Source organism: Novosphingobium sp. BL-S-34, assembly GCF_056857015.1.
Window position 1 is genome coordinate 1,270,675 of sequence record NZ_CM166472.1, and the last position, 19,177, is coordinate 1,289,851.

At 65.9% G+C, this 19,177-nt stretch carries 18 protein-coding genes; 6 read left to right on the forward strand and 12 right to left on the reverse strand.

Features of this window, described 5'->3' with window-relative positions; translation table 11 throughout:
• Positions 1-44 precede the first annotated feature (44 nt).
• Complete coding sequence (locus AC1VV3_RS05910) at positions 45-527, forward strand: RNA pyrophosphohydrolase (protein ID WP_132264212.1); 483 nt, start codon at positions 45-47, stop codon at positions 525-527.
• A gap of 57 nt (positions 528-584) precedes the next feature.
• Here AC1VV3_RS05910 and AC1VV3_RS05915 read toward each other — a convergent pair whose 3' ends face one another.
• The 4 genes from AC1VV3_RS05915 to AC1VV3_RS05930 all read right to left on the reverse strand — a co-directional run bounded on the left by AC1VV3_RS05915 (position 585) and on the right by AC1VV3_RS05930 (position 5,463).
• Positions 585-1,127 (reverse strand): tetratricopeptide repeat protein, encoded by a 543-nt coding sequence (locus tag AC1VV3_RS05915; protein ID WP_132263758.1) that lies wholly within the window; start codon positions 1,125-1,127, stop codon positions 585-587.
• 13 nt (positions 1,128-1,140) lie between these two features.
• Positions 1,141-2,313, reverse strand: coding sequence for an RsmB/NOP family class I SAM-dependent RNA methyltransferase (locus AC1VV3_RS05920; RefSeq protein WP_431566698.1), 1,173 nt, complete (start codon positions 2,311-2,313; stop codon positions 1,141-1,143).
• 22 nt (positions 2,314-2,335) lie between these two features.
• Positions 2,336-3,793, reverse strand: coding sequence for an IMP dehydrogenase (gene guaB / locus AC1VV3_RS05925; protein ID WP_132263761.1), 1,458 nt, complete (start codon positions 3,791-3,793; stop codon positions 2,336-2,338).
• Between the two features lie 110 nt (positions 3,794-3,903).
• The gene (locus AC1VV3_RS05930) at positions 3,904-5,463 is read right to left on the reverse strand and encodes a M28 family peptidase (protein ID WP_431566697.1); all 1,560 of its coding nucleotides are present in this window, start codon (positions 5,461-5,463) and stop codon (positions 3,904-3,906) included.
• 210 nt (positions 5,464-5,673) lie between these two features.
• Between AC1VV3_RS05930 and ypfJ the strand changes: the two genes are divergently transcribed.
• Both ypfJ and AC1VV3_RS05940 read left to right on the forward strand, forming a co-directional pair.
• Positions 5,674-6,537, forward strand: a complete 864-nt coding sequence (ypfJ, locus tag AC1VV3_RS05935; RefSeq protein ID WP_431566696.1) for a KPN_02809 family neutral zinc metallopeptidase — start codon at positions 5,674-5,676, stop codon at positions 6,535-6,537.
• A 73-nt stretch (positions 6,538-6,610) separates the two neighbouring features.
• Complete coding sequence (locus AC1VV3_RS05940) at positions 6,611-7,249, forward strand: hypothetical protein (protein ID WP_243654104.1); 639 nt, start codon at positions 6,611-6,613, stop codon at positions 7,247-7,249.
• A 58-nt stretch (positions 7,250-7,307) separates the two neighbouring features.
• Here the strand turns inward: AC1VV3_RS05940 and AC1VV3_RS05945 are convergent, their stop codons facing one another.
• The 6 genes from AC1VV3_RS05945 to sdhC all read right to left on the reverse strand — a co-directional run bounded on the left by AC1VV3_RS05945 (position 7,308) and on the right by sdhC (position 12,809).
• Positions 7,308-9,017 (reverse strand): M56 family metallopeptidase, encoded by a 1,710-nt coding sequence (locus tag AC1VV3_RS05945; RefSeq protein WP_482962033.1) that lies wholly within the window; start codon positions 9,015-9,017, stop codon positions 7,308-7,310.
• The gene (locus tag AC1VV3_RS05950) at positions 9,014-9,412 is read right to left on the reverse strand and encodes a BlaI/MecI/CopY family transcriptional regulator (RefSeq protein WP_134095343.1); all 399 of its coding nucleotides are present in this window, start codon (positions 9,410-9,412) and stop codon (positions 9,014-9,016) included. The genes AC1VV3_RS05945 and AC1VV3_RS05950 overlap by 4 nt, the downstream gene beginning before the upstream one ends.
• 53 nt (positions 9,413-9,465) lie before the next feature.
• Complete coding sequence (locus AC1VV3_RS05955) at positions 9,466-10,059, reverse strand: HdeD family acid-resistance protein (RefSeq protein WP_134095342.1); 594 nt, start codon at positions 10,057-10,059, stop codon at positions 9,466-9,468.
• A 147-nt stretch (positions 10,060-10,206) separates the two neighbouring features.
• Complete coding sequence (gene sdhA, locus AC1VV3_RS05960) at positions 10,207-12,015, reverse strand: succinate dehydrogenase flavoprotein subunit (protein ID WP_431566694.1); 1,809 nt, start codon at positions 12,013-12,015, stop codon at positions 10,207-10,209.
• Positions 12,015-12,401: a succinate dehydrogenase, hydrophobic membrane anchor protein gene (sdhD, locus tag AC1VV3_RS05965; RefSeq protein ID WP_431566693.1), complete on the reverse strand. Its 387-nt coding sequence runs from the start codon at positions 12,399-12,401 to the stop codon at positions 12,015-12,017. The genes sdhA and sdhD overlap by 1 nt, the downstream gene beginning before the upstream one ends.
• Positions 12,402-12,413: 12 nt before the next feature.
• On the reverse strand, positions 12,414-12,809 hold the full coding sequence (gene sdhC, locus AC1VV3_RS05970) for a succinate dehydrogenase, cytochrome b556 subunit (protein WP_431566692.1): 396 nt from the start codon (positions 12,807-12,809) through the stop codon (positions 12,414-12,416).
• Between the two features lie 233 nt (positions 12,810-13,042).
• On the opposite strand from sdhC, the gene bla reads away from it, so the two are divergent.
• The 3 genes from bla (at position 13,043) to sciP (ending at position 15,515) form a co-directional block, all read left to right on the forward strand.
• Positions 13,043-13,999, forward strand: coding sequence for a subclass B3 metallo-beta-lactamase (gene bla / locus AC1VV3_RS05975; protein WP_482962034.1), 957 nt, complete (start codon positions 13,043-13,045; stop codon positions 13,997-13,999).
• A complete protein-coding gene (locus tag AC1VV3_RS05980) occupies positions 13,996-14,898 on the forward strand; it encodes a 50S ribosomal protein L11 methyltransferase (protein ID WP_431566690.1) in 903 nt (300 codons plus the stop codon). Before bla ends, AC1VV3_RS05980 begins: the two co-directional genes overlap by 4 nt.
• A 314-nt stretch (positions 14,899-15,212) precedes the next feature.
• Entirely contained in the window at positions 15,213-15,515 is a 303-nt protein-coding gene (gene sciP / locus AC1VV3_RS05985) for a CtrA inhibitor SciP (RefSeq protein ID WP_132263779.1), read from the forward strand.
• 87 nt (positions 15,516-15,602) lie between these two features.
• Here sciP and ligA read toward each other — a convergent pair whose 3' ends face one another.
• A complete protein-coding gene (gene ligA, locus AC1VV3_RS05990; protein WP_431566689.1) occupies positions 15,603-17,738 on the reverse strand; it encodes an NAD-dependent DNA ligase LigA in 2,136 nt (711 codons plus the stop codon).
• A gap of 49 nt (positions 17,739-17,787) precedes the next feature.
• Complete coding sequence (locus tag AC1VV3_RS05995; protein ID WP_482962035.1) at positions 17,788-19,128, reverse strand: cytochrome P450; 1,341 nt, start codon at positions 19,126-19,128, stop codon at positions 17,788-17,790.
• Positions 19,129-19,177 lie beyond the last annotated feature (49 nt).

Consider the following 19,177-nt stretch of genomic DNA (forward strand, 5'->3'; position numbering starts at 1 on the left):
TCCGAACCTCGCTTCTCCCAACGATCATGGAATACCGTTCACCGATGAAAGACTTCGCGTCCCTGCCCTACCGCCCCTGCGTCGGCGTCATGCTCGTCAATTCCGACGGCAAGGTCTTCGTCGGCAAGCGGATCGACACCAAGGAAGGCGACTGGTGGCAGATGCCCCAGGGCGGCGTCGACGATGGCGAAGACCTCAAGGCCGCCGCCCTGCGCGAGCTTTGGGAGGAAACCGGCGCGACCGAACAGCACGTCACCATGCTGTCCCAGACCCGCGAAGAGCTGTTCTACGACTTGCCGGACGAACTCATCGGCAAGCTCTGGAAGGGCAAATACCGCGGCCAGCGCCAGACCTGGTTCCTCGCCCGATTCGACGGCAAGGACGCCGACATCGATCTTGAAGCCCATACGCCGGCAGAATTCGCCGACTGGAAATGGATCGAGCCGGAACTGCTGCCCGACCTGATCGTGCCGTTCAAGAAGCGAGTCTATCGCGCCGTTCTGGAAGAATTCCGCGCGCTGATCTGATTCGCGCGTCGATCGATCGGGCTGACCGGCCCGATCGAACCTGCTCCTGCCGAAAAATCAGTTTTCGGAAACGACCGGCTTGGGCGCCGTCGCTTCGGCAGTCATGACCCGAGTCGCGGGAACTTTGGCGATGGCAGCGGCGAGCTTTTCGGTTTCCGCGCAATCCTTGCCGCAAAGCGTCTGGAGCCGGGCCAGGTTGCGGCTCGCCTTGTCGGTCGCGCCCTTTTCCGCCAACGCCATGCCTTCGCCCGCCAGAGCCGCGACATTGCGCGGATCGCTGGTCAGCGCGACGCGGTAGTAATGCAGCGCCTTGCCCTGAAGCCCCTGCTTGCGCGTGGCATCGGCCAGGGCCAGCAGGACGGGAACGCTGCCGGGTTCCACGGTGAGAGCGGCTTCATAGGCATCGATGGCGCCATTGACGTTGCCCGCGTCGACAGCAGCGCGCCCTTCGGCCATCAGGGTCGCAGCGCGGGGATCGAGCGCCGCGGCGGGCTCGGACAGGATGGCGCTGGAAGAGATGGCAACAACAAGGGATAGAGCAATCGCGGCAGGCGTGTAACGCATCAAAATGTCCTTGGCCGAGGGCTTCGTCCTCATCATGACGCCGACGCTATCACAGCCGTTCGAAGCGCGCGACGAAAAAGCCATCGGTCCCGTCGTGCCACGGCGACAGCCTCAGCCCGGCGCCGCGCCGGGTGCCGACTGGCAGGACGGGCGCTGCCGCCCGCCATCCGGGATTGCGCTTCAGGAAGCCATCGGCCTGGTTCGCGCCTTCCTCGTCCAGCAGCGAACAAGTGACGAAGACCAGCCTTCCTCCCGGCCGCACCAGCTGCGTGGCCACGTCGAGCAGACGGGCCTGCACGGCCGTGTAGCGGGCCAATTGCGCTTCGGTGAGTCGCCAGCGCGCCTCGGGATTGCGGCGCCAGGTGCCGGTGCCCGAGCAGGGCGCGTCGACCATGACCGCATCCGCCGATTCCGCGAAGCGCTGGAGAGCCTGCATTTCCTTGTTGGGATCGAGGAGAACGGTCTCAATCCCGGTCGCCCCGGCGCGCTCGGCTCGCGGGGGCAGGCGCGAGAGGCGGGTCCGGTCCGCATCGCAGGCGATCAGAACGCCGCGATTTTCCATGGCCGCTGCCAGAGCCAGGGTCTTGCCCCCTGCCCCGGCGCAAAGATCGATCACCGTTTCGCCGGGCCTTGCGGCCACGACTTCGCAGGTCAGCTGCGAGCCGGTGTCCTGAACTTCGATGGTGCCCTGGAGATAGGCTTCGGTCTGCTCGATGCGGGTTTCGGGAGGATAGCGCCAGCCGTGGGCCGCTTCGGAGCGCTCCCCGCCCTCGGGAAGATCCAGATCACCCTGGCGGAGCGTATTCACGCGGATGTCCAGCGAAGCGCGGCCCAGCAAGGCTGCCGCGTCGCGTTCGGAGACGCCGCTGCCGGCAAAGCGATCGACCAGCCAGCGCGGGGCGAGCCCGGCTTCGGCCACCGGCTCGTCTGCAGCGATAGCGGCGGGCGCATGTCCCTCGCCATCGAACAGCGCGGCCAGTTCCGGATCTTCGGCCGCGACGCGAAGCATGGCCGCACGCCCCGACTCCGGAATCTCACCGCATACGCGTATCGCCCGGTAGGCCAGTTCGCGCACGGCACGGCGATCCTTGCTGCCGGCAAAGCGGCGCGCGCGAAACCAGTCTGCGATCAGTCGGTCGGCTGGCGCTCCGCCGGCACGCGCGGCGTCGATCACGAGATCGAGGATCTCGATCGCCGCCTGAACGCGCGCGCCCGGTGTCATGCCCTTGTGCCGCCCTGCGCGATCAGCGCGACGGGTAGTTCGGCGCCTCACGCGTGATCGTCACATCGTGGACGTGGCTCTCGCGCAGGCCGGCATTGGTGATGCGCACGAACTGCGCGCCCTTGCGCAGATCCTCGATCGTGGCCGAGCCGGTGTAGCCCATGGCCGCCTTCACGCCGCCGACGAGCTGGTGAATGACGTCCTTGGCGGGGCCCTTGTAGGCAACCTGGCCTTCGATACCTTCGGGAACCAGCTTCATCTGGTCCTTGATGTCGCCCTGGAAGTAGCGATCGGCCGAACCCCGGCCCATCGCCCCCACCGAGCCCATGCCGCGATACGACTTGTAGGCGCGGCCCTGGTAAAGGAACGTCTCGCCCGGCGCTTCCTCGGTGCCGGCCAGCATCGAGCCGACCATGATCGTCGATGCCCCGGCGGCGAGCGCCTTGGCCGCGTCGCCCGAAGTGCGCAGGCCGCCGTCGGCAATCACGGGAACGCCCGACTTGTCGGCCTCTTCGGCGGCATCCATGATCGCGGTGAGCTGCGGCACGCCGACACCGGCGACGATGCGCGTGGTGCAGATCGAGCCCGGCCCGATGCCCACCTTCACGCAGTCCGCACCCGCGTCGATCAACGCGCGCGCCGCTTCGGCGGTGGCGATGTTGCCGGCGATGACCTGGGCCGAGTTCGACAGCTTCTTCACGCGCTCGACCGCGAGCGCCACGTCCTTGTTATGACCGTGGGCGGTGTCGATCACCACGACGTCGCACTCGGCGGCCAGCAGCGCCTCGGTGCGGGCGAAGCCCTTGTCGCCCACCGTGGTGGCGGCGGCGACGCGCAGGCGGCCGGCGGCGTCCTTGGTGGCGTCCGGGTAGGTGACGGCCTTTTCGATGTCCTTCACGGTGATGAGGCCGACGCAGCGGAAGTCGTTGTCGACCACCAACAGCTTCTCGATCCGGCGGGCGTGCAGCAGGCGGCGCGCCTCGTCCTGATCGACGCCCAGCTTCACCGTGGCGAGATTCTCGTGCGTCATCAGCTCACGCACCGGCTGTGCCGGGTTGGCGGCGAAGCGCACGTCACGGTTGGTCAGGATACCGACCAGCTTGCCCGAATTCTCCACCACCGGGATGCCGCTGATCCGGTTTGCGAGCATGATGGCCTGCGCTTCCCCAAGCGTGGCATCGGGCGAAATCGTGATCGGGTTGACGACCATGCCGCTCTCGAAGCGCTTCACGGCACGGACCGCCGCGCACTGTTCCTCGATCGTGAGATTGCGGTGCAGCACCCCGATGCCGCCCAGCTGCGCCATGACGATGGCCATGTCGGCCTCGGTCACGGTGTCCATCGCAGACGAGATGACGGGGATGTTGAGCGCGATGTCGCGCGTGAGGCGGCTGCGGGTATCGGCCTGCGTCGGGACGATGTCGGACTTCGCGGGACGAAGCAGTACGTCGTCGAAAGTAAGTCCGAGCTGGATATCCATGAGCGCCACCATAACCTTTACCGGGGAGAATCGTGGCGGCCCATGTAATCAAAGGGGGGCGTCAGGGCTAGAGCCTTTTCAAGCGCGGCTTCGGGCCGGGACGAAACGGCTCACTTGCGCTTCTTCTCCCCGCCCGCGACGGGAGGCCCTACCGGATTGACCGGCACGCGGCGCAAATCGCCGAACCACCTGCCGAGCGCCGTCAGCATCTTCACGTCGTCCACCGCCCCGCCCAGTTCGAGCGGATGATCCATATGCGCCAGGTCGTCGCTGGGCCGGTGGTAGTCGCCATCGAAAAAGGCGCGCATGCGGGCGATGTCGCCATAGGCCGTCGTCACCATGACCGCTGGAATGTCGTGCTGGATCAGGGCCCAGCCGTCCTGCCGCTTGAGGTATTCATTGGCGTCGTCACCCGCGCGCAGCTTGAAGCGCTCTGCCTTGGCGACCTTGGCGATCTCCCCGTCCAGTGCCGTCATGCCCCGCCCGACGATGGCGAAGGGCGTGCCGCGCGGGGCAATGGCGATCGAGTCTATATTGAAGGCGGCAACGATGCGCTCGGGCGGCAGCGGCGGATTTTCCGCAAAGGCATGGGCGCCGAGCAGACCGAGTTCCTCGGCCGTGGTCGCCAGGAAATAGACGTCGCGATCGAGCTGCGGCCCGCGCGACAGGCGGCGTGCCACTTCGGTGAGCGCGGCCACGCCGCTGGCATTGTCGATCGCGCCGTTGCAGATCACGTCCTCGGCGGGTGCCTCGCCGCATTCGCCGAAGTGATCCCAATGCGCCAGGAACAGCACGGCGCCCGAATCCGGTCTTCTCCCGGGCAGCTTGCCGATCAGGTTGTGGGTGTGGATCGTGGTTTCGCGGGTGGTCGCCTCCAGCGAGGCGGTGAGGTCCAGCGTCAGCGGCACGAAGTCCTCCTTCGCGGCAGTCGCTTCGAGACTGGCGAGCGAACGGGAGGTACCCTTGAGCAACGCCGCCATGGCCTCGCGCGTGATGAAGGCTTCCAGATCGCCGCCCAGCGCATCGTCGGACAGGGCATAACCCGTCCGCTTGCGCCGCGCCGCGACCTGCTCGAGGCTGCGGTCCCCGTCGAGCACGGTCAGCACCGCCGAGGCGCCGAGCGCCAGCAGGTCGTTTTGCCGCTCGCCGTCGGGCGTGTCGCCATCGAGCACGACGGCGACGCGGCCCGCCAGTTCGTTGCGCGTATAGTCCCGGCCCCGCCCCTCGCCCAGGAACAGCATCGGCACATTGCGCACGAGGCTCCGCTTGCCCGAAGTCAGCACCAGCACACCCTCGGGCGAAACGGTGCTGCGCGCGCCCTTGCGCAGGAAGCGCGCCATCGAAGAGGAAGGCTCGCGCGCGACAAGGGTGACCGGGGCGAACCATTCGTGACCCGGGTCGTTGGTGCCCGAAACCAAGCCGATGTCGAACCACTGCTTGCCAAGATAGCGCAAGGTTTTCGCCTCGCCGTCCGTGCCGGGCTCGCGGCCGTCGAAATCGTCGCTGGCCAGAACCTCGATATGGGCGCGCAAACGCGAGGCCAGTTCCTGGTCGGCGCGTGAGATCGCGGAAAGCAGAGGATTGCTGCTCAACAGCAGTGCGCCGAGCGCCACCGCGCCGGCCGCACGGGCCAGTGCCGCCCGATATCCCCTGTCGTGTCCCCTGTTCATCGCGTCGCTGCCTATACGATGGAATTCGGCCGGCTGTTACATTTTCTCGCAAGTGTCCGAACAGGAAGACACTTTTGTGGCCGCAAGGCAACGCCGGAACAACTTGCCCGAAATTCGATTGAACAGGCCTTAGGCCTGTGGCTAGTCTGGAGCGCCCTGCTCCGGATCTGCGTGCAAGGCGGCAGGCCTGTTCGGAAAGGATCACATACGATGCGGCTCGACGAGTTCGACCCTGACAATATCCGGGTCAGCCAGGGTGGTCGCAGCTTTCCAGGAGGACGCGGCGGCAAGATGGGCTGCGGCTCGCTGGTCATCGTGCTGATCGGCGCACTGGTCTTCGGGGTCGATCCCGGACAGATGCTCGGCACTCTGGACAGCGTCCAGCAGCAGCAGGCGCCCAGCCAGATCGAGCCCGGCCAGCCGAAGGATACGTCCTCCATCTGCCGTGAAAACGCCTATTCCCTGGAATCCTGCAACGCCCTGTCCTCGCTGAACAGCACTTGGCAGCCCTTGTTCCAGAAGGCCAACATCGCCTTCGACCAGCCAAACCTGCACTTCTACAACGGCTCCGACCAATCGGGCTGCGGCGCGGCACAAAGCGCGATGGGCCCGTTCTACTGCCCCGCAGACCAGGGCATCTACATAGACACGAGCTTCTATGACGAACTCGACCGCAAGCTGGGCGCCAAGGGCGATTTCGCTCGGTACTACGTGGTCGCCCATGAGTACGGCCACCATATCCAGCACCTCCTTGGCCTCGATGCCCAGGTCCGTCGCGCCCAGCGCCAGAACCCTCAGCAGGCCAACGCCTTGCAGGTGGGCATGGAGCTTCAGGCCGATTGCTATGCGGGCGTCTGGGCAGGCCGAAACAAGGACCGCATCGAGCCCGGCGACATGGAAGAAGGCCTCACCGCTGCCAGCGCCATTGGCGACGATACGCTGATGAAGAACGCCGGGCAGCGCGTAAGCCCCGAGAGCTTCACTCACGGCTCCAGCGCCCAGCGTATGCAGTGGCTCAGGCGCGGTCTGGAGACAGGGAACGAGGACGCCTGCGACACGTTCAACCAGAAGTAAGACGAACCGAGGCTGGCGTTTCCCTCCTTCCCCGTGGGTGCGACCGCGCCGCCCGGGGTAACAGGAGGAAACTATGCGCCCCATTCTGATCATGGCCGCCATGGCCGGAACGCTGGCGGCCGGCGCCGCCGAGGCGCGTCAGGACAAGCCGATCACCAGCAACGAACCCAGCGCGGTGGATATCGCCAAGACGCCGGTGACCGACCTGAATCTGGAAAAGACCGACATTCCCCCGGTCCTCATCACCGCCATCAAGAAGCCCTACGATCTCAGCGCCATGCGCTCCTGCAAGCAGATCGGCGCGGCGGTGACCGAGCTGGACGGCATCCTTGGCGACGACATCGACCTGCCGCAAGACGCACGCGACCGTGTCAGCACCGGCCGCATGGCGAAATGGGTCGTCAGCTCCTTCATCCCCTTCCGCGGTCTGATCCGCGAAATCTCCGGCGCCAACGCGCAGGAGCGTGCGGTGCTGGCGGCCGTCCAGGCCGGCGTCGCCCGTCGCGGTTTCCTCAAGGGCGTAGGCGCCGAGCGCGGCTGCAAATATCCAGCCTCACCTGCCACGGCCGCGGTCATCCAGGCCAAGGAACTCAAGCAGCATCAGGAAGACGCCAGGAACGGCGACAAGAAGGATGCCGCGGCTGACGACAAGACGGCCGCAAAGGATGGTGTCGCCTACACGGCGCAGCCTGTGGTCCAGAAGGTTCCGTGAACCCGGAAACGGCGCGGCGGCGGCGGATGGCCCGTAAAGCCTCCGCCGCCGGGCGTGTTCAATCCGCCTCGCCGATCATCCCGGCCCGGGTCGCGGCCATCTCCTTGTCGAGTTCCGCAACGATCTGATCGCGCACCATGGCGTCGAGCGCGCGGTTCGACGCCACCGAGGCACGCGCCGAGGACATGGCCTGGATCGCGGCATTCATCGCCTGGCGCGGCGCGCCGGTGCAGACGTGCTTGCTCGTCCCTTCCGGATTTCCCCCCGATGCCGGCTTGCGATCGGCCGGGCAGGTGCTGTCGATCGTGATCGTCTTCTGCACCTGGCGGCGACCGCCCTCTGTCTTGTGCAGGATGCGAATGGTCTGGATCCTGCCGTCGGCGCTGGTGGTCTGCTCCACCACCGGGACGTTGCGCATGCGTTCGGCCATCGCCGCCCGGTAGTCACGCGTCGCGGCCCGGCGAACCGCGTCCATGCTCTCGTGCGAAGGCGGGGCGGGCGGGGCTGGAGGAACGGGCGTCGGAGGCGGGGCGGGCGGCGCAGGCGGCACGCCCAGGCCGCCGAACTGCTGGGGCGCCGTTGCAGCGGACCAGGGGACCGGAGGGGCCTCCGGAACGCTCATGGTCTGCGGAGCGGGCGGCTGCGGCGGCTCGGGGGGGACCGGCCAAGCCTCGGCCTCGTGGGATGACGGCACAGCCGGCGCGGCGGGGATCGCGGGCGCAGGCGCGTCTCCCGGAACGTAGAGCGCTTCCGTGGGCGCTTCCGGTACTACCGGCACGTCCTGGTCATCCATGGCCGCATAAGTGACGGTTGCCGTGCAAGGCACCGCGACCACCGCAAAAGCGAACAGGCTTCGCGCCATCACGCGCCGGGTCGGCGAGACGTCCATGGTGCTTAGCGCCTTAAGACGCTGGATGATCGGCTTCTCACCTGCCAGAGCCCCGGCGATCGGCGCGGCCAGTGTCAGGCGCGTACCTGCGGTGAACGATGCAATCACGCGGCCATAGCGCGCGCGAACTTCACGGTCGCACCCGGCCATGACACGCGCATCGCAGGCCGCTTCCTGGTCGGCGCGCAGCGCGCGCCAGGCGGCCCAGCCCAGCGGATTGAACCAGTGCAGCGCGAAGAGCGGTTGCAGCACCATGAGCGCCAGAAGGTCGTTGCCGGCGTGATGCTCAAGTTCATGGGCAATGGCGAAATCGGAGCTTTCCGAATCGACCGTCGCCAGGAAACCCTCCGGGAGGGCCACGATCCGGTCCCGCACTCCGAACGCCAGCGGCGCGGCGGCGGCCGGGGTCTCGACGATGCGAATATCCCCAGCGTGGGCCACCTGGCGCGCATCGATCAGCAGTTCTGCGCGCATCAGCCGATAGTTGCGAAACCGCTGCACCAGGAAGATCGCTGCGCCTGTCAGCCAGATCGTCAGTAGCAGCGAAACCCAAGGGATTTGCGTGAGCAGGCCGGGATCGACGGAGCCGGTTGTCGCATCGGAAACGGGCATGTCCAGCATCGTGGCGGCCGGATCGGTGACCGGTGCCGGCATCATCGGTTGGGCTGCCGCCGTCACGGTCTCGATGGAGACCTCCGGCCGCGCGAATATGCTGCGCGGGAGGGCGAGCGGCGGCAAGACCAGCCGCAGCACCGGCAATGCCCAGAGTGCATAAGCGGCCGCGGGGCCGAACCAGCGCGAAACCGGGCGGCGGACCAGCAGGACCAGCGCCATCAGCGCGCCGGTCATCACAAGCGTATCGGTAAGCCATTCGATCATGACTTCAGCTCCTTCAACAGGGCTTCGATCTCGGCAATGTCATCTTCGGTCAGGGCGTCGGATTCGGCAAGATGCGCGAAAAGCGGTGCGGCGCGGCCGCCGAACAGGCGGTCGACAAGGCGGCGGCTTTCGCTGCCGACGTAGGATTCGCGGGCGACGCGGGGGGAGTAAAGAAAGCGCTTGCCGTCAGGCTCGGTGGCGAGAGCCTGCTTCGCCACGAGGCGGGACAGCAGCGTCTTGACAGTGGCCAGGCTCCAGCCGCGCGGGGTGCAGACCTGTTCGCATACTTCGGCGGCGGTAAGGGGGCTGCGCTGCCACAGCACCTCCATCACCGCATGTTCGGCATCCGAGATACGCTCGGGCTGTTCAGGGGACTCGGACACCGCGGCCTCCATCGTTTACATACGTAATCGACTACGTCTGTAAACATGAACGCCAGGTGAACGCGTCAGCGCGACAGCTTGCGGAGCGACATCGCGAGCATGATCAGGAAGACGCCGCGAACCACGAGGCTGATCATGATGATTACCGCCAGAAACGCCAGCCCGGTCGCCGGGTTGGAGAACAGCAGGATCAGGCCGAGCACCACGTCGAGCACGCCAAGGAACAGCCGCCAACCGCGATCCATCCGCGCCTTCAGCGCGAAGGCGATCTGGAATCCGCCTGAAATCACCAACCAGGCGCCGATCGCCCAGACCAGCGAAAGGGCGCCAGCCACGGGGTTGAGAATAGCGAAGATGCCCGCGATCAGCGCCAGAAGGCCAAGCAGGACTTCCACCCAGCGGGCGCGCTGCGACAGGGAGGTCCAACCGGAGGCGATCGCCGCAATCCCGTAGATCACCAGGACTACGCCGATGAGCAGTCCGGTCGCCACGCCGGCGACAAGCGGATTGGCAATGACGATCAGCGCGATCAGCAGCAGAAGCAGGCCGTAGGCTAGCACCCAGCCCCATGCCTTCCCGCTGGCTTGGGCCAGAGTATTGACCAGGGGATCGTTCTCGACGTGCGGTTCGAGTAGCGGATCCATTTCGGTGCGAGTCATGCCCCTGCCTCCAGCGTTGTCAGGTATTCCCGCTGGACAATGCACGAAACCCGGTTCGGTTTCGGCACCAAGGTGCAATTGTGAACGCAAAAAGGGCGGCGCACCTTCCGGTACGCCGCCCTTTGCAAGTCATTCCGACGAAGCGGATCAGTACACGCGAGCCTTGGGCTTGATGTACTCGATGTCGTCAGTGAGCGTATATTCATGGACGGGACGGTAATCGAGACGGACTTCACCGCCCTTGCCGCCCCAACCGTTGAACCAGCCCACGGTGTGCTTCATCCAGTTCGCGTCGTCGCGGTTCGGGAAGTCCTCGTGCGCGTGAGCGCCGCGGCTTTCCTTGCGTGCCTGCGCGCCATGCAGCGTGACCGAAGCCTGCGAGATCAGGTTGTCCAGCTCCAGCGTTTCCACCAGGTCCGAGTTCCAGATCAGGCCGCGATCGGAGACCTTGATGTCCTGCATGCGGTCATAAGTCTTGGCGAGCTGGTTCTTGCCTTCGACCATGAGTTCGTCAGTGCGGAACACCGCGGCGTGGCCGGACATGGTACGCTGCATCTCGGTGCGTACTTCCGCCGTCGACGAACCGCCGTTGGCATTGCGGAAGTGGTCGAGACGGGTGAGCGCCAGATCCGCCGAATCCTTGGGCAGTTCCTGCTGGGCAGCGCCCGCCTTGACGATTTCCTTGAGGCGGTGGCCGGTGGCGCGGCCGAAGACCACGAGGTCGATCAGCGAGTTCGAGCCCAGGCGGTTGGCGCCGTGGACCGAGACGCAGGCCGCCTCGCCCACCGCGAAGAGGCCGGGCACCACGGTGTCCGGATTGCCGTCCGGACCGATGGTGACGACTTCGCCGTGATAGTTACAGGGAATGCCGCCCATGTTGTAGTGCACGGTCGGGACGACCGGCAGCGGCTGGCGGGTAAGGTCCACGCCTGCGAAGATCTTGCCGCTTTCCGTGATGCCCGGCAGACGCTCTGCCAGCACCTTGGGATCGATGTGATCGAGGTGCAGGTAGATGTGGTCCTTGTGCGGGCCGACGCCGCGGCCTTCGCGGATTTCCAGCGCCATCGAGCGCGAGACGACGTCGCGCGAGGCGAGGTCCTTCGCGGAAGGCGCATAACGCTCCATGAAGCGCTCGCCTTCGGAGTTGGTGAGGTAGCCACCCTCGCCGCGCGCGCCTTCGGTGATCAGCACACCCGCGCCGTAGATGCCGGTGGGGTGGAACTGCACGAATTCCATGTCCTGCAGGGGCAGGCCGGCGCGCAGCACCATGCCGCCGCCGTCGCCGGTGCAGGTATGGGCCGAAGTGGCGGTGAAGTAGCTGCGGCCATAGCCGCCGGTGGCGAGCACCACGGCCTGCGAACGGAAGCGGTGGATCGAGCCGTCATCCATGCAGAGCGCGATCACGCCGACGCACTTGCCGCCTTCCATGATCAGGTCGATGGCGAAGTATTCGATGAAGAAGTCCGCGTCGTACTTCAGCGACTGCTGGTAGAGCGCGTGCAGCATGGCGTGGCCGGTACGGTCCGCGGCGGCGCAAGTGCGCTGCACCGGCGGGCCTTCGCCCATGTTCTGCATGTGGCCGCCGAACGGGCGCTGGTAGATCGTACCGTCGGCATTGCGGCTGAACGGCACGCCGGCGTGCTCGAGTTCGTAGACCGCAGCCGGAGCTTCGCGCACCATGTATTCGATGGCGTCCTGGTCGCCCAGCCAGTCCGATCCCTTGACGGTATCGTACATGTGCCAGGTCCAGTGGTCCGGCGTGTTGTTCTGCAGCGAGGCGGCGATGCCGCCCTGCGCCGCGACGGTGTGCGAGCGGGTGGGGAACACCTTGGTGATGCACGCCGTCTTCAGGCCGGCTTCGGCCGAGCCCATCGTGGCGCGCAGACCCGAGCCACCGGCGCCGACGACGACGGTGTCATAGATGTGGTCGATGATCTTGTAAGCAGGCGCGGTCATTATGCATGTGCTCCCAGCGCGAGACGGATGATGCAGAAGGCGCCGAAGGCGATGCCGCCGCACGCGGCCAGGTTCAGCGCGGCGATGCAGGCAAACTTGTTGGCGTGATCGTGGACGTAATCCTCGACCAAGACCTGGAGGCCCAGGCGCGCATGCCAGAAGGTGGTGACGACCAGCAGGATCATCACCACGGCCGGAACCGGACGCGAGATCCATTCGACCACGGTGGCATAGCTCATGTCCGGCAGCAGCAGGATCGAGGCTACGAGAAACAGCACCGATAGAAGGTTGCCGATGGCGGTGAAGCGCTGGAGCAGCCAGTGATGAACACCGTGCTTCGCAGAGCCGAGGCCGCGTACGCGGCCGATGGAAGTTCCGTTACCCATGTTACCCGTTCCTCAGCGAAGCAGCAGGGTCGCCCAGAAGGCGACGGTGGCGAGCACGCCCAGGATCGGGCAGACGATCGACCAGGTCCTGTTGGTCTTGAGTTCGAAACCGCCGCCCACGTCGAGCACGAAGTGGCGCAGGCCGCTCATCATGTGGGAGAAGAACGCCCAGGAGATGCCGATGAGCACGAGATAGCCGATCGGCGTCGTCATGGCCCAGCTGAAGGTCTCGTAAGAAGCGGGTCCGCCGGCGAGCGCGCCGAGCCACCACAGCAGAACGCCGAGGGCGGCGAACGCCATTCCGTCACCGGTCACGCGGTGCAGAATCGAGACGAACATGTGAGGGCCCCAACGCCAGATCTGGAGATGGGGCGAAAGCGGACGGTTCCTGGTGCCGTCTTTGGCCATGGCTCTTTCGAATCCCTTTTGCCTTGTGCAGCAGCCCGAGGCTGCCCCTGTCGAAAGTCCCCTTAGACAAATCACCGCTTGGCGCAAGTTCTGCGAAGCACATCGCGGATGCATCGCACACAACAGCCTGCTACCCCCTCTCGCTCGCCGCGCGCTCGGCTCGTCGTGTGGCCGAACCGCGGGCCGCCCCTGCCACTGGCCTTGCGCGCATCTCGGGATTAAAGCGCAAGACCATGACCCGCCTGCCAATCATCCTCGCCGCCGCGCTTTCGCTCATGGCATGCACCTCCTCCCCTGGCAGCGCGGACGCCCCGGCGACCTCGGATCGCCGGGAAGCGCCAGGCGCGCCGCAAGCCGCCGACGGCGCCCGGCTCGCCGCGGCCTGCAAGGGGAAGGAAGGCTGGGGCGATCCCGCGCCGCCTGCGCATCTGTTCGGCAACAGCTGGTATGTGGGTACATGCGGAATTTCGGCCATTCTCGTCACGGGCCGTGAAGGCCATGTCCTGATCGACGGCGGAATTCCGGAAGCCGCCCCCCTGGTGCTCGCCAATATCGCCGCGGCCGGCTTCAAGGCGAAGGACGTGCGCTGGATCCTCTCCAGCCACGAGCACTTCGATCATGCCGGCGCTTTGGCGGCTCTCCAGCGCGCTACCGGGGCGCGCGTCGCGGCCCTGCCCGCGGCCGCCGAGGTTCTGGAAACCGGCAACCCCCCTGCCGCCGATCCGCAATTCGGTCAACTCGATGCATTTCCTCGCGTCCACGTCGACCGCCGCCTGGCCGACGGGGAGCGCGTGACGCTCGGCGACATCACTCTGGTCGCCCACGCCACGCCGGCCCATTCCGCTGGCTCGACCAGTTGGACCTGGCGCACCTGCGATGACAACCGCCAGTGCCTGACGATCGCCTATGCCGACAGCGTCAGTGCGATTTCCTTCAAGGGCTATCGCTTCAGCGACCATCCCGAGCGCATTGCCGGGGTCCGTCAGGGCCTCGCGCGGGTAGCCGACCTTCCCTGCGACTTGCTGGTCACCCCGCATCCCGGCGCGAGCGACCTGCTTGCGCGGTTTGCCGGCACATCCCCGCTTGTCGATCCCACCGCCTGCCAGCGCTATGCGGCCGGCGCCACTGCCCGCTTCGATCAGCGCCTCTCGCAAGAGGCGGCGGACGAAGCGAAGGAGACCCGTTCGTGAGTTGGAAAATCACTGCCTACGCCCCGCGCACCGTCGTCGAAGGCGCTCTTGTCGCGCATGAGGACGCATTCGACTGGGATCCGGACATCGTGCTTTCGGGAAGCGAAATCGCGGAAGACAAGCCGGACGACTGGCAACTCGAAGCCTGGCTCGGCCATGAACCCGGCGAGGCGGACCGCGCGGCGATCGCGGCGTTGTTCCAGGGCGAAGCGCCGGAATTCATCGTCGAGGAACTGCCGGACACCGACTGGCTGGTAACCAGCCAGCAAGGGCTGGAGCCGATCCGCGCCGGCCGTTTCCATGTCCATACGCCCGATCACCCTGCCCTCGACGAGCCCGGCGTAATCGATTTCACCATCCCCGCCAGCCAGGCTTTCGGCACGGGCCAGCATGCGACCACGGCCGGATGCCTGGCCATGCTCACGCACATGAAGGCGCAGGGCCTTATCTTCCGGAATCACGCCGACATCGGCACCGGCACCGGTCTGCTGGCCTTCGCGGCCATGGCGCTCTGGCCCCGCGCCCGCGCCACGGCCAGCGATATCGACCAGGTCTGCGTGGGCGTGGTGGAAGACAATGCTGCGGCCAATGGCGTGAAGATGGGCCCGCGCGGGGGCGAACTGGTCATGACCATCGCTGACGGCATGGATCATCCACTGATCGCCGCGCGCGGCCCTTACGACCTGATCATGGCCAACATCCTGGCGGGACCTCTGGTTTCACTGGCCCCTGACTTTGCGCAGTCGCTGGCGCCGGGCGGCAGCTTGGTCCTGGCAGGGCTGCTCGAGACCCAGGAAGACGCGGTGCGGCGGGCCTGCCGCCGCGCGGGACTTCGGCTGGCCGGGCGACTGGTGAACGGCGACTGGTCGATTCTCTGGATGCGCGCGCGCCGCAGGTGACGCGCAGTTGATCCGAATGCGCGGCAAATTGTCCTCTGCCGCGCGGGGAACTGCGTCCCCTTCAGAGCATTCCTGGATCCGCCGCGCGAACCCCACTCATCCGAAAGAGCCAAGAGCTACCCCTGAAAGTTAATATGGGTAAACTGGCTATGGACAGTGCAGTAAGAATTGGTTTTGCGGTTTATTGTGTAATTTCATAAAATTACGTACATGCGCGTAATTTCGCGTTAACCATGCCTGGTTACGTCGAATTAAGGGTTTGCACCAAGAATTAAGGCCAAGGGGGGCTGGTAACAACAGCTCAAGAGGCCAACATGCTTCAATCTGAACTCGATCGGCCCAAGGCCGTCGTGGGACCCCTGGGGGAAGCTCTCGACAGGGGCAGCTTGCCGCCGCGCAGTACGTCACGCTGGGTCGTTCGCCGCAAGGCGGAAGTCGTTGCGGCGGTGAACGGCGGACTGCTCACGATCGCGGAAGCCTGCGACCGCTACGACCTCACGCTTGAGGAACTGGCGTCCTGGCAGCGAGCGGTCGAACGCGAGGGCATGGCGGGGCTGCGCGCCACCCGGGTACAACACTATCGGCACCTGCACGAACAGCAGGCTCGCCGCATCTGATCAGAAAGGGGAACCGGCGGCATCTGTCCACCGGTTCCCCTTTTCGATTCTGCCCGGTTTGCGCCCCGGTCCGCGGCGATTCATGAGCTAGCCGGCCGCCTGTACGATCCGCGCCCATTCGGCTTCGTCGATCACCTGGATGCCCAGGTCCGCGGCCTTCTTCAGCTTCGAACCGGCCCCCGGCCCTGCCACCAGCAGGTCGGTCTTGGCGGAAATCGAGCCAGCGGCCTTGGCCCCGAGCCGTTCGGCCTGGGACTTGGCCTCATCACGGCTCATGGTTTCCAGCTTGCCGGTGAAAACCACCGTCTTGCCGGCCACTTCGCTGTTCACCGTCTCGACCACATAAGGCGGCGGAGAAACTTCCGAGAGCAAGTCCTCCCAGACCGCGCGGTTATGCTCCTCGTGGAAGAAGTCTCCCAGCGCTTCGACGACGGCAGGGCCGATGCCGTCGATCGAGACCAGTTCCGAATAGGCGTCGCTCCCGGCGGCCGCCGCCGCCTCCCCGTCCCGCACCTGGATCGCCTCGGCAACGATCCGAAGGTCCGGCAGGGTCTCGAACCGCTTCATCAGGTCGCGCGCCGTCACGGCGCCGATATGGCGTATACCCAGGCCGAAAAGGAGCCGCGCTGCATCGGGGCGACGCTTGCTTTCCACAGCCGCCAACAGGTTGTCCACAGACTTGTCCTTCCACCCGTCGAGCGCGAGAATATCCGCGCGGCGCTTGCGCAGGCGGAAGATATCGGCCGGGCTTTCCAGCCAGCCTCTGGCGAAGAACTCATCGATCGTCTTTTCGCCCAGACCCTCGATGTCGAGCGCCCCGCGGCTGACGAAATGCTTGAGGCGCTCCGTCCGCTGGGCCGGGCAGATGAGCCCGCCCGTGCAGCGCACATCGACTTCGCCCTCTTCGGCCACCGCTTCGCTGCCGCACTGCGGGCAGTGATCGGGGAACCGGAACGCAGGGCGTTCCTCATCGCGAGTCGCGTTGTCGACCACCTGGGGAATGACGTCGCCGGCACGCTGCAACACGATACGGTCGCCGGGGCGAACGCCGAGCCGGGCAATCTCGTCTCGGTTGTGCAAGGTCACGTTGGTTACGGTGACCCCGCCAACCAACACCGGCTTTAGGCGGCCGACCGGGGTGAGCTTGCCGGTGCGACCGACCTGGATATCAATCGATTCCAGCAGTGTCTCGGCTCGCTCGGCCGGGAACTTGTGCGCCAATCCCCAGCGCGGCGCCTTGGCCACGAAGCCGAGGCGCTGCTGCCAGTCGAGCCGGTCGACCTTGTAGACCACGCCGTCGATCTCGAACGGCAAGGCCGCGCGGCCGTCACGAATAGCGCGATAGGCCGTCAACATCTCCGCCACCGAATGGCAGAGGCGGAATTGCGGCGAGACCGGCAGGCCCCAGGATTCGATCTTGCGGATAACCTCGTGCTGGCTGGCGCCGGGAACGTGACTCGCCGCCCCCCAGCCATGGGCCCAGAATCGCAAGGGCCGCTTGGCAGTGACACCGGCATCCTTCTGTCGAAGCGAGCCGGCAGCGGCATTGCGCGGATTGGCGAACTGGCGGACCTTGCTCTCGTCAAAGGCTTCGCTCTTCGTTTCCGCCAAAGCGCGGGCCTCGGACATCAGCGTCTCGTTGAGCGCCCGGAAAGCCGCCTTCTCCATGTAGACTTCGCCGCGAACTTCAAAGACCTCCGGCACGTCGTCGCCCCGCAGTTCCTGCACGATATCCGCGATATGCGCGACATTGGGGGTCACATCCTCGCCCACTTGTCCATCGCCGCGCGTCGCTGCGCGCACCAGCTTGCCGTGCTCGTAGCGCAGCGAGCAGGACAGGCCGTCGATCTTGTCTTCCGCCGTCAGCAGCACCGGCTCCTCGGCGGGCAGCGACAGGAACCGACGCACGCGGCCGACGAAGTCGGCCACTTCCTCGTCGGTAAAGGCATTGTCGAGGCTCATCATGCGAACCTCGTGCGTTACTTTCGAGAGCGGCGAGGCAGCCACTTCGTGACCGACCTTGTTGCTCGGACTGTCCGGACGCGCGAGATGCGGGAACGCCGCTTCGAGTTCGGCATTGCGGCGAACCAGCGCGTCGTACTCCGCGTCCGAGATTTCGGGCGCGTCCTCGGCATGATAGAGCCGGTTGGCACGGCTGATCTGGCGCGCCAGGCGCATCAATTCGTTGGCGGCTTCGGCTTCACTGGTCTCGGACTGGGTCATGCCCGTGTGATAGGACAGACCGGTGCGGGTTGGAATTCCCCCTCCCCGCTTAATCCCCCTCGATCGGATCGAACTCCAGATGAAGGCTGGCGAGCGCACGCAGGATATAGGTCGGCTCGTAGTTGAAGCTCAAACCGCCGTCGGGCCGCTGATGGACGGGAGCCAGGCGAATGTTGCCCATGCGGGCCAGCAACCGCTCGATACTGGTCACGACCTCCCGGCGGGCGAGCGGGGCCCCGATACAGGTATGGGCGCCGCGCCCAAAAGCCAGGTGCTCCTTGATCCTGGGACGGTCCATGTCGAACCGATCGGGCTGGGCGAAGCGCGTGGGATCTCGGTTGGCGGCCATGTGCGAGAGGAGGATCGCCGTCCCGGCCTTGATCTCGACACCGCCGAGCGTGGTCGTCTTCTGGCATATCCGTCCGCCACTCTTCACCGAGCCATCGAAGCGCAGCACTTCCTCGACAAAAGCGGGGATGCGGCCGGGATCGTCCCGCAGCTGTTGCTGGATGTCCGGCCTGGTCGCGATGATGCGGAAGGCATTGGCCAGCAGGCGATTCGTCGTATCCTGCCCGGCCCCGAACAGAAACGCGGCCAGGCTGGTAAGATCGACCAGCGAAGGCTTCCTGCCATCGGGATAGCTCGCTTGGGCCAGTTCGTTGAGAATGTCCTCGTGAGCCAGCAAGCTGCGCAAGGGTCGCATCAGCGGGTGGGCCGACATGCGCCGCTGGGCGATCAGCTTGAACAGGTCCTTCCCCACGCCCACGAGCGGGTTCTTCAACATCTCCTCTTCGCTGGCGTCCATGGGCACTGGAATCGCACCCTCCAGCAGGACGCGGAACTTGTTCCGCGTCCGCTCCGACAGCCCCAGCAAGTCGGAAATCACCAGAGCGCCGTAAGGACCGCCATATTGGCGAACGAGGTCCACATGGCCGTCGGCAGCGAACTCGTCGATCAGCCCTTCCGCCGTCGCCAGCAGCTTGGGCTGAAGTTCCTTCAGGCGGCTGGGCGTGAAGAGTCGGGCAATGATCGAACGCAAGTCGGCATGGCGCGCCCCGCCCTCGGTTACGATCTGGTCGCCGAAAGCGATCTGCCCGCGATGGGACTCCAGCTCGGCGGAAATGTCGTCTCCAGTCGGCTCGAACGGGAGCGAGGCCACCGGGCCCGTCACCGCGTTGATCGAGGAAAAGTGCTCGGTATCGAGCATGACCTGAATGGTCTCCTCGTAGCCCGTCACGGCGACGGCATTGCGATAGGGCAGGCGCACGACCGCCCCCTTCGCGCGGAGAAAGTCGAAATAGGCGTGCGGATCGTCGACCAGCGAGACATCGGTGTACCAGTCGGCCGTCTCGTAGGCCGAGGGCGCCGGATGAAGTGCTGGACTGGACACGGACTTGATCTCCCGATTCTTATGATCCTTTGTGTATCACAAATTCGGA